Below are 10,141 nucleotides of genomic sequence, written 5' to 3' on the forward strand. Positions count from 1 at the left end.
CGTTCGTTACGAGGTTCGGTCGTGGTCAGGCGATCGGCGCGACCACCGCAGGATCGATCCGCAACACCGCGAACCCCGCGACCGCTCCGGCGCCGAAGCCCGGCGCGAACACCCGTACCGGTTCGGTGATCGCACCGTCCCGGACGGCATCGACGATGGCCAGGGGGATGCTCGCCGACGACGCATTGCCGACCCTGTCGATGTTGAAGTACAGCCGGTCGGCCGCCAGACCGGCCGCGGCGGCAAGCTCGAGCACCATCGTCTTGTTGGCCTGATGCGGCACAACCACGTCGATGTTGTCGAGGAGGGTGCCCCGCCTTCCGGTAGGTGCGGGCAATGCCGTGACTTCGTCGAGCATCTGTTCGAGGTAACGGCCGGCCAGCGATTTCACTTCCGGTCCGTACACCGTGATGGAGTTGTCGAAGTCCGGATTCGGCCAGATGATCGAGTTGATCTCACTCACCGGACCGCCGGCATAGGTCTGCAGGTATTCGATATCGGATTCGGTGTCGTCCGGCGCAACACCGACGACGATCGCGGCCGCACCGTCACCGAAGATCATCCGCGACGGTCGGACATTGCCGACCTTGTCGGAGAACTTCTCGGCACACACCACGAGGACCGGCCGCTCGACCTGCTGCAGGATCCGGGTCGCCTCGGCGAGACCATACGGCAGACCAGCACACGCCGCTACCAGATCGAATGCCGTGTGCACCTGGGCAATTCCCAGCTCACCGCAGATCCAGGTCGCGAGCGAGGGAATGGGCCGGGAGCTGGTGCACGTACACACGATCACGGCGCCGATGTCCTCGGGCCCGCGGCCGGCGTGCACGAGTGCCGACTTCGCCGCCGCCAACGCGAGTTCCTCCAGGCTGCCGGAGGTGTAGCGCCGCTGCTCGATTCCTGTCTTCGCGGTGATTTCGTCCGCAGTCATCGGTGACCAGCTGTACGCCGAATTGCGGATCAGATCGTTGTTCGTGCACACCGTGTCGCCGTGCACGGCCGACACGGCCTCGATCCGCGGCCGGACGGCGAAGTCGCGGCGGACATCGATCGGAGGGTACGGGCGTGCCGGCGCGACCGGCGCGGACGCCATGGCGGGCGCGGTCGCTGCCGGGGTTCGGGAAATGAAGCGTTGAACGTGCCGGTCACGCGGATGCAGGACCACCACGTAGTCGTCGTCCTGCAGGTCACCCACCGCGACGAGTTCGGCCTGGCCGCGATTCCAGGGCTGCTGGTTGTGCAGCACCATCGCCCAGCGGTGCAGCGCCTCGAGTTCGGCGACGTCCTCGGAAACGTCGAGGATCTCGTCGTAGCCGTAGCGACGGAAATCCGGATCGTAGTCGCCGAGCCGCAACGTCATGTTGCTCGAATCCGATAGCAGCTGCGCAACAGTAGGTTTGACGGTCGGCAGATCCGCTGCGATGTTCTTGCGCGCGGCGAACACGTCGAACAGCACGTCGAAGATGCGATCTTCTGCGGCGGCGTCCAGGCCGGACGGCAATGCGCGGAATGCGGACTCGACTTCCGCGGTTCGATCCTCGCTCCCGGGCCACGGGGTCAATATCGGCATGTACAGGTCGTCTCGTGTCCGCGGCACGTCTGCCCACCTGGTGGGACGCTTGTCGAACATCGTGATGGCGAACCGGTTCGCCCAGTAGACATTCAACGCCATGTCGCGCATGAGATCGGCCTTCGACCGATACGCACCCTGCGTGCTGCGGGAGATCATCTCCGAGACCGTCGGTGCCTTCGTGTCGAAGTCGCGGCGGATGATCGAATCGAGTTGTTCGAGGCTGGAGATCGACGAAAAGTCGAGTTCAGGAAAGAAGTTGCACGGAAACACGATTCGACCGTGTCGATTGACTTCGAATTGCTGCATGGGGACGATCTGCCGTTCGGGAGAGGTGTCGGGCGGGGGAGGGTCACATGTCGAGGCCGCCGTTGACGCCCCACACCTGGCCGGTGATGTACGACGAGGCGTCGGCGGCGAGGAAGTGCACGACCCGTGCGATCTCGTCGGGATGGGCGAGCCGCTTGACCGGGATCGTTTCCTTGATGCGGTCGAGAACCTTGTCGGGGATGGTCTCGACCATCTCGGTGGCAACGAAACCGGGTGTCACGGTGTTGATGGTCAGGCCGATACTGCCGTCGTCGAGTTTGCCTGCCCGCTCCAAATGGAACGCCGCCTCACGGGCGAGCGTTTTGGTGAGGCCGAACAGGCCGGCCTTCGATGCGGCGTAGTTCGCCTGGCCGATATTGCCGGTCTCGCCGATCACGGACGAAACGTTCACAATGCGGCCGGTTCCGCGGGGGAGCATGTGCTTCATGGCGGCCTGCGCCATGAAGAACGTTCCCGACAGGTTCACGGAGATGACGTCGTTCCAGTCGTCGTCGGTCATCTTCGGGACGGTGCGGTCGATCGTGATGCCGGCGTTGTTGATCAGGATGTCGAGGCGACCGTGGCGCTCGATCACCTCGTCGATGGTGCGACGGCACGCGGCTGGGTCGGAGATGTCGCCCTGGTGCACGCTCATGCGGGCGCCGTGCTGAGCGTCGCGCTCGAGAACGTCGAGGAACTGTGCTGCCTGGTCGGTGTTGCGTCCGAAGCCGGCCGCGACGGTGGCACCCTGGGCGGCGAGGCTGCGACTGATGGCCGCGCCGATGCCACGGGTTCCGCCGGTCACGAATGCGACGCGCCCGCGGAGTTTGGCGCCGGGGATGACAGTGATGGATGACGGCTCGAGTGTGCTGGTCATGTGAGTTCTCCTGCTCGGATTGTGTTTTCCGATGTGTTCTCGACGTTTTCGTCGCTGCGAAGAATTCCGCTGGAGCCGAAAAGGATCGGGAACCTGTTCGAGGGGTTGTATATCGAGGGATCGAATACTGATGCAGATGATCCTGCAACATCGTCCGGTGTTTGTCATGTCCACACTGCCCTAGGTACTTTGGTCCCTTCTCATCCGGGACTGTTCGAAACCTACTGGTAGATGGTGTTTTTTGGCCCGATGTCAGGAAATCCTCCGGTATCGATCAGGTCATGCGTCCAGCATGTACTGCCCGGTAAGTACGCCCGAGAATTCGGCCCTCATTCGTGAAACGAGTGCCGCGGTAGACGCATTCTGCGTGGGTGTCATGTGTGTCGAATTGTCCAGTGACCCGGACTTACTGAAAAGTAGTGTTTGAAAACTGTTGTTACATAACAACTTACAATAGAGTGGCTATTGGGGTTTCGGGCGATGTCGTACGCCTCCCCGAAATTCGTTCGGCGTAGCGCACGTTCGGTGGGGTCGATATCCGCCGGCGCTTCGTCGGCCGAAGTGAATCCGATCAAAAACGAGCGGTCTGGCCTTCGGTGCCACATCCGCTCGGGGTCATTCGGTCGATATGACCCGCAGTGCCACGCCCGCACCGCGCCCCCTCCGAGCGAGTGGCACTCTCGGTCGATCTGATGAAGCAGGCGATACATTCGCTCCGACGGCCGAGGCGCCGACACGGAAGGGCCCCGCACCTCCGAACAGGTGCGGGGCCCTTCTGTATCGTGCGGGCTTCTGTATCGTGCGGGCTTACGCGAGCGTCTTCGCGACCCCTCGTTCGACGGCGGCGATGATCTGCGGGCGCAGTTCGGCGGCCGGCACGATCCGGTGTACCGAGCCGACCTGCTGGGCACGCTGGATGTTGTGGATCGCCTCGAACTCGGCGGCGACCTCGCCCAGCTTCTCGGACCGAACGGTGGTGCGGAGCGTCGCGAGTTCGACACCGAGGCGTGCCTTTTCGCCGTCTTCGGCGGCGGCGACCTGGGCTTCGAGCTCGACGATCCGCGGGTCGTTCGCGGTGCGCTTGTTCACGTCGCGGGTGAACACGACCGCGGCGGCGGGGGCACCGCCGAGCACGGAGGCGAACGACCCTTCGACGGCGAGCACCTCCATGTTCTCGTTGAGCGCTCCGGAGAACACGACAAACGCGCCGCCGTGGTAGCGCGAGACCACCACGAACACGATGGGTCCGTCGAAGTTGACGATGGCACGGCCGATCTCGGCGCCGTTCTCGAGCTGCAGGTTGCGCAGCGATTCGGGGGAGCCGTCGAAGCCGGACAGGTTCGCCAGCACCACGACGGGCCGGTTGCCGCTCGCCGCGTTGATCGCACGGGCCGTCTTCTTCGACGACCGCGGGAACAACGTGCCGGACGTCCACTGGTCCGGTCCGTCGGTGGGGAACCAGCCCTTGCGGGCGATCGCCCGGGATTCGATACCGACGACGGTGACGGCATGCCCACCGAGGTGCGCGTCGAAGACGACGGACGTGTCGGCGTCGGCCATGTCCGCCCACCGCTCGAGCACCGCATGATCCTGGTCGACGACCGAACGCATCACCGTGCGGATGTCGAACGGCTTCTTGCGATCCGGGTTGGTCGTCGACGAGAAGATGTCGCCGACGGTGGTGAAGTCGCTCGACGGATGCACGTGCGGGTAGACGCGCACGTCACGGTCGACGGGATCGTGCGACGGTGCCTTGCGTGGGAACCGTTCGCCCGGTGCGAGATACGCGTGGTCGTAGTGACCGAACAGGATGTCGACGGCCGCGGACAGGTTCGGTGCCCAGTACTGTGCCTGGCCGTTCGGGCCCATGACACGGTCGTAGCCGCCGATGCCGAAGTTGTCCTCGGCCGAGACACCACCGGAGTAGTCGAGGGACTGCTTGCCGGTGAGCACCATCGCGCTGTCCGGGGTCATCACCAGGATGCCCTTGGTGTGCATGAGCATCGTCGCCTCGGCGTTCCAGTACGGCTGGGCGCCGACGTTGATGCCGGTGACGATCACGTTGATCTCGCCGCCGTTCTGCGTGAACGTGATGATGCGGCGCAGTCCACGCGACACCCAGTCCATGTTCTCGGTGCCGGAATCCATCGAGATGGTGGCGCCGGAGGAGAGCGCGAACCATTCGACGGGCGCGCCGAGCTGCTCGGCCAGGTCGATCGCGGCGACCATGCGTGAGCATTCGGCCTCGGCGACGGTGCCCAACGCCTTGGTGGGGTCACCGAACAGGGCGACGCGGGTCATGCCCTCGGGGTACCGCGCGGTCGTGGTGGTGATGACGCCGACGATCAGGCCCGCCGTGTTGCGGCCGTACGGGCGGTCGACGGGCACCAGCGCGCCGGAGACGTCGAAGTCGTACTCGACGAAGCTGCCGTCGGTCGTGGTGAGCAGCGGAATCAGCTCGTACGGGTACACGGTGCCGCGTGCCCGGGAACGCTGGACCTTCTGGGTGTATTCGTCGAGCGGCTGCAGCGGTTCCTTCGGCGGATCGGTCACCCGCGCGACGACGCCGGCGCCGGACCGGTACGAGAACCGCAGTGCGACCTCGCGTGCCGGCGATTCCGGATGGTCGCGGAGCCAGCCGATGACGGTGATCTCTTCGAGGCCCGCACCGACGGTGAGCGGCGCTGCGGCCTGCCCGACCCGGTTGAGTTCGTCGAGGGTCAGCTCGACGACCGGCCACACGAACAGCACCACCCGATTCGAGTCGAGGCGGCGGCTGCCGCGGGCGGCCTGCGCCCGGCGCATCCCGTCGAGGCAGCTCGCCAGCGCCCGTTCGAACGCCGGCAGTGCCGCGATCGCACCGGTCTCGTCGCGTTGCGGTGCGACGTCGCGAACCTCGGCGAGCGCGATGAACCGCTCGTCGGACGGATTATCGTTGGCGACAAGGTGATACAGGTACGTGTCGGGGTTCGCCGGGATCCGGGTGCCGACGAAGTTCTTCAGCCGCCACAGGTCCAGTCGCTGCCCGGTGAGCGGGTGGATGTCGCGGATGTTGTTTTCCTCGGCGTAGCCGGTGGGGAAGGGCCGGAACGTGAAGACGTGTTCCTCGGCGGTGTCGGTGTGGCACACCGTGACGGTGACGCGGCGAGCGGTCGCGGTCACCGGGCGGGCGAGCAGCGCGGTGCGCAGCGCGTCGGCCTGCGCGTCGGCGTCGTCCGGGGCGTCGTCCCACGCCACATACAGGTCGATCACCAGGTTCTCGGTGCTCGGCAGCGGCCGGGCAGCGGCATCGACGGAATCGAGGACCGCCGACAGTTCGGCATGCCGGGATTCGGCGGAGATGAGGTACAGGCGAGTGCCGCGCAGATCGAAATTGCCGGTGACGAACTGGCGGCCGTCGACCGTGTAGGACTGCACGTCCTCGAGGGTGCGAATCTTGTAGGCGCGCCGGGTGATCACCTCGAGCAGCGGCCCCGGAACCGATTCGGGGCGGGTGATCTGCTGCGCGAGCAGATCGATCAGCGGCTCGGGGGTCGCGATGAGGGTGTCGATGCGCTGCGCGTAGTCGCCGGCCTGCGGATTGTCGGCCAGGTAGGCGAGGCTCCCCCGGACACCGTCGTACACCTGCTCGCGGGCCTTGCGGATCACCGGTTCCTCGAAGAAACGGAACCGCAGGTTGCGGGCGGCATCCCCGATCACCGGGTAGCGCACCTGGGTGGCGACGACTAGCCGGTCCAGAACCTCGTTGAGTTCGTGTGACAGGCGCGGGGATTCGACGTTCGCGAGCCACCGTTCGAGCAGCGCCGACACCACCGGTACCGCCGTCTCGATGCGCTGCTGTGCCAGGAACAACCGGTAGACGGCCTCTTCGAGGTCGCCGGTGCGGTCGAGCGAGTCGACATCGTAGTGGCGCAGTGCGCGAGAGAGCCGGGTGCGGAAGCTGTCCGGCAGGCCACCGACCTCCACGTCGAGGGACTGCAGGTAGCCGTGGAAGGACTCGCGGGGGCTGTGGACGCGGTCGTCGCCGGACTCCTCGTCCTGCCTGGGCCGGTTGCGGGACAGTTCGCACACGTCCGCGAAGGTGGTGAGCAGCGACAGTTCGGCACGGACCAGATCGCAGGTCTTGCCGGCTTCGGTGCGCAGCCGGTCGTATTCGCTGAGCAGCGTCGCGGTGCGCTGGGCGGACACGTCGTAGCCGGTGATCAGGGCCTCGAGGGCGTCGATGCGGGCGAGGGCGTCGCAGTCGGCGTCCCCGGTGACGGCCGGAGCGGGTGCCGGAAACTCGACCCGCTCGACGACCGCGGTGACGGTTTCCTCCGCGACCTGGTCGACCCGCAGCAGGGGGGCGCCGGCGTCGACCTGCGAGTTCACCACGGCGAGGACTTCACGGACCGTGCCGGCGAAGGGCGCGCGGACGGCGGTTTCCATCTTCATGGACTCGAGCACGACGAGGGTCTGGCCGGCTTCGACGTCGTCGCCGACGGCGACGGGCACCGCGACCACGACGGCGGGCGCGGGTGTGCGCACGACGCCGGCTTCGTCCTGGCTGATCTGGTGGCTGACACCGTCGACCTCGACGAGGAAGTGCGCGGGTCCGGCGATCGAGACGATGTGGTGGCGCTGCCCGGCGACGGTGACGCGGGATTCGTAGTCGCCGAGCCGATCGACGTCGACATCCTGTTCGCCGCTGCCGGTTTCGACGCGATAGCGATGCGGGCCGACCTGGCCGACGAACAGTTCGTACGCCTGGCCCTGGTAGCTCAGTTCGATCTTGCGGCCGACGGTGTGGCCGGCGCGGGGGCGGCCACCGCGCGCGGAGGTGAGGAAGGCGGCGCGTTCACGGGCCTCGTCGGCGTCGTACACGTCGACGGCGGTGGCGATCAGCGCGACGTCCGCGACGCGGGTGGGGCCGGTGGCGGTGCCCGCACCGGTGCGGTCGAGCCAGCCGGTGTCCGCGGAGGCGGAGACGACCTCGTCACGGTCGAGCAGTTCGAGCAGGAACGACTTGGTGGTGGTGCCGCCGTCGAGCACGACGGTGGTCTCGCGCAGCGCGGTGCGCAGACGGGCGAGGGCTTCGTCGCGGTCGCGGCCCCACGCGATGATCTTGGCGACCATCGAGTCGTAGTCGGGCGGGATGACGTCGCCCTGGGCGATGCCGGTGTCGACGCGCAGACCGGAGCCGAGCGGGAACTTCAGCAACTGGACGGTGCCGGGGGCCGGAGCGAAGCCGTTGTCGGCGTCTTCGGCGTTGAGGCGGGCCTCGACGGCGTGACCGAACTCGGTGGGGCAGTCGCCGGGAAGGGCGTCGCCGGAAGCGACGAGGATCTGCAGTTTGACCAGGTCGATGCCGGTGGTGGCTTCGGTGATGGGATGCTCGACCTGCAGGCGGGTGTTGACCTCGAGGAACGTGAAGATCTTCAGGTCCGGCTGGTACAGGTATTCGACGGTGCCCGCACCGCTGTATCCGGCGGCGCGGACCAGGTCGGCGGAGACGGCACGCAGGTGATCGGACTGCTCGCGGGTGAGCAGCGGCGACGCAGATTCCTCGATGACCTTCTGGTTCTTGCGCTGGATGGAGCAGTCGCGCACACCGGGCGCCCACACGTTGCCGTGATTGTCCGCGATGACCTGGACCTCGACGTGGCGGGCGTCGGTCACCAGGCGTTCGATGAAGACGACGGGGTCGCCGAAGGAACGCTCGGCCTCACCCTGGGTGCGTTCGAGGGCGAGTTCGAGTTCGTCCTCCGCGTAGACCTTGCGGATGCCGCGTCCGCCGCCACCGGAGCGGGCCTTGATGATCAGCGGGTAGCCGATGGCCTGGGCGTGGCGTCGGGCGTCGGCGCGATTCTCGACCGGACCGCCGGACCACGGGGCGACGGGGACACCGACCTTCTCGGCGAGGAGTTTGGCTTCGACCTTGTCGCCGAGCAACCGCATGGCGTCGGCGGACGGGCCGATGAAGGTGATTCCCAGCTTGGCGCACAGTTCCGCGAAGGCGGGGTCCTCGGCGACGAAGCCCCAGCCGACCCATACGGCGTCGGCCTTCGCTTCGATGAGGGCGCGCTCGAGTTCGGCGTGGTCGAGGTAGGAGGTCGCGGCCGTGGTGGACGGCCGGAGGGTCACGCCTTCGTCGGCCTGGCGGACGAACATGGCACGCCGCTCCGCGTCGGTGTGCAGCGCGATGGTCTTGATGCCGTAGTCGTGCTCGGAGTTGAGCTCCCGGACTGCGCGGATGAGGCGGACGGCCGCCTCACCCCTGTTGACCACTGCGATCCGTTTGAACATACTCGATGCCACCGTTCTCCATGGTTGTGCGTGCTCGAAGCGACGCTCGTCGAAACTCCGCCCCAATGAGAAAAACAAGTTAACCGATTGAAACGCCAACGTCACGGCTTGATAACGCGGACATGTGCATGTATCGGCCGACTCCTCACAGTGGGTACGGGCAGGTCGTGAGTCCGGCGACCGGGCTGGACCCGGTCCGGCGGACGGCTCTGCGGCAGGTCTCCCCGCCACTCTCGGTCATCGTCGTCGATGACCGAACCCCGCGCGGGTGATCCTTCCGGTTAACAGCATGAAGGAAACATGAGGGTTTGTCACGTTTTCGGTACCGGTGCGGATTCTGTCGGGTGCGCCAGTGGTGGTGTAGTCGAAAAGGGCTGGGCAGGAACGGGATTGCCGTTTCCTGTGGAGGCTTCACGGCGCGCAGGTGACGCCCGTCACGTGCATACTTGCCAGTAACATCCGTCGGTAATGTCCGGATCCGACGGTTTGTCACTGTTACTCGCCGGTATCGGCACCGGGTAGGCGTTCGACGAGGGCGATTTCCCCGTATTTGCGGGGAAATTTGCGGCAAAACGGACAAATTGCGATTTCGATGTGATTCATCTCACCGAATCGTCGCGCGGGCCGAGGTACCCGCTCGGTTCGTGCCGCCACGCCGAGGTTCTGGGACAGTGGAAGAGTCCGGACACCGCGAGGAGGCCCTAGATGTCCGACGAACACGCGCCCGATGCGTCCGCCCTGCGACGAAGCCGCATCGACCACCAGGTGCGCCACTGGTGCGAGCACAACCGGATCGACGGCAGGCACGCGCCACTGAGCGACACCGCCGCCCTGTGCCTCGCCGCCGGCCATCTCGACGAGCAGACCCGCGACATCCTCGCCGCGCGACGCCGTGCCTGCCGTCCCCTGCCCACCCTCGGTGGGTTCGGCGACCTGCGCAGACTCACCGACGAACACCGGCGCGTCGCGGCACGCAGTGCAGACCTGCGGCCCGGCGCGGCGCGTCTGGTGCTCGACTATCGCGCGCTCGACCTCGACAAGCGCCTGCGCGCGGCGCACCGCACGTTCGCGTATTCGCCTGCCCACTACGCGCAGGG

Annotated in this window: 3 protein-coding genes and 1 pseudogene; 1 reads left to right on the forward strand and 3 read right to left on the reverse strand. The window is 66.5% G+C overall.

The window, feature by feature from the left end:
* Positions 1-25: 25 nt before the first annotated feature.
* From WAX14_RS03830 to WAX14_RS03840, 3 genes are all read right to left on the reverse strand, one after another.
* A complete protein-coding gene (locus WAX14_RS03830; protein WP_422626764.1) occupies positions 26-1,882 on the reverse strand; it encodes a 3-oxoacyl-ACP synthase III family protein in 1,857 nt (618 codons plus the stop codon).
* Positions 1,883-1,925: 43 nt separating this feature from the next.
* Positions 1,926-2,759: a 3-oxoacyl-ACP reductase family protein gene (locus WAX14_RS03835; protein ID WP_422626765.1), complete on the reverse strand. Its 834-nt coding sequence runs from the start codon at positions 2,757-2,759 to the stop codon at positions 1,926-1,928.
* An 807-nt stretch (positions 2,760-3,566) separates the two neighbouring features.
* Positions 3,567-9,044, reverse strand: coding sequence for a carboxyl transferase domain-containing protein (locus WAX14_RS03840; RefSeq protein WP_422626768.1), 5,478 nt, complete (start codon positions 9,042-9,044; stop codon positions 3,567-3,569).
* Positions 9,045-9,749: 705 nt separating this feature from the next.
* Between WAX14_RS03840 and WAX14_RS03845 the strand changes: the two are divergent.
* A pseudogene (locus WAX14_RS03845) lies at positions 9,750-10,141 on the forward strand (hypothetical protein); the annotation flags it as partial.

Origin of the sequence: Rhodococcus sp. (in: high G+C Gram-positive bacteria), from assembly GCF_049299235.1 — a bacterium.
In the GTDB taxonomy this organism is placed as follows: Bacteria; Actinomycetota; Actinomycetes; order Mycobacteriales; family Mycobacteriaceae; genus Rhodococcus.

Coding starts and splice junctions, on each gene's coding strand:
- WAX14_RS03835 (WP_422626765.1), bottom strand. CDS start 2,759: ATGACCAGCACACTCGAGCCGTCATCCATCACTGTCATCCCCGGCGCC.
- WAX14_RS03840 (WP_422626768.1), bottom strand. CDS start 9,044: ATGTTCAAACGGATCGCAGTGGTCAACAGGGGTGAGGCGGCCGTCCGC.
- WAX14_RS03830 (WP_422626764.1), bottom strand. CDS start 1,882: ATGCAGCAATTCGAAGTCAATCGACACGGTCGAATCGTGTTTCCGTGC.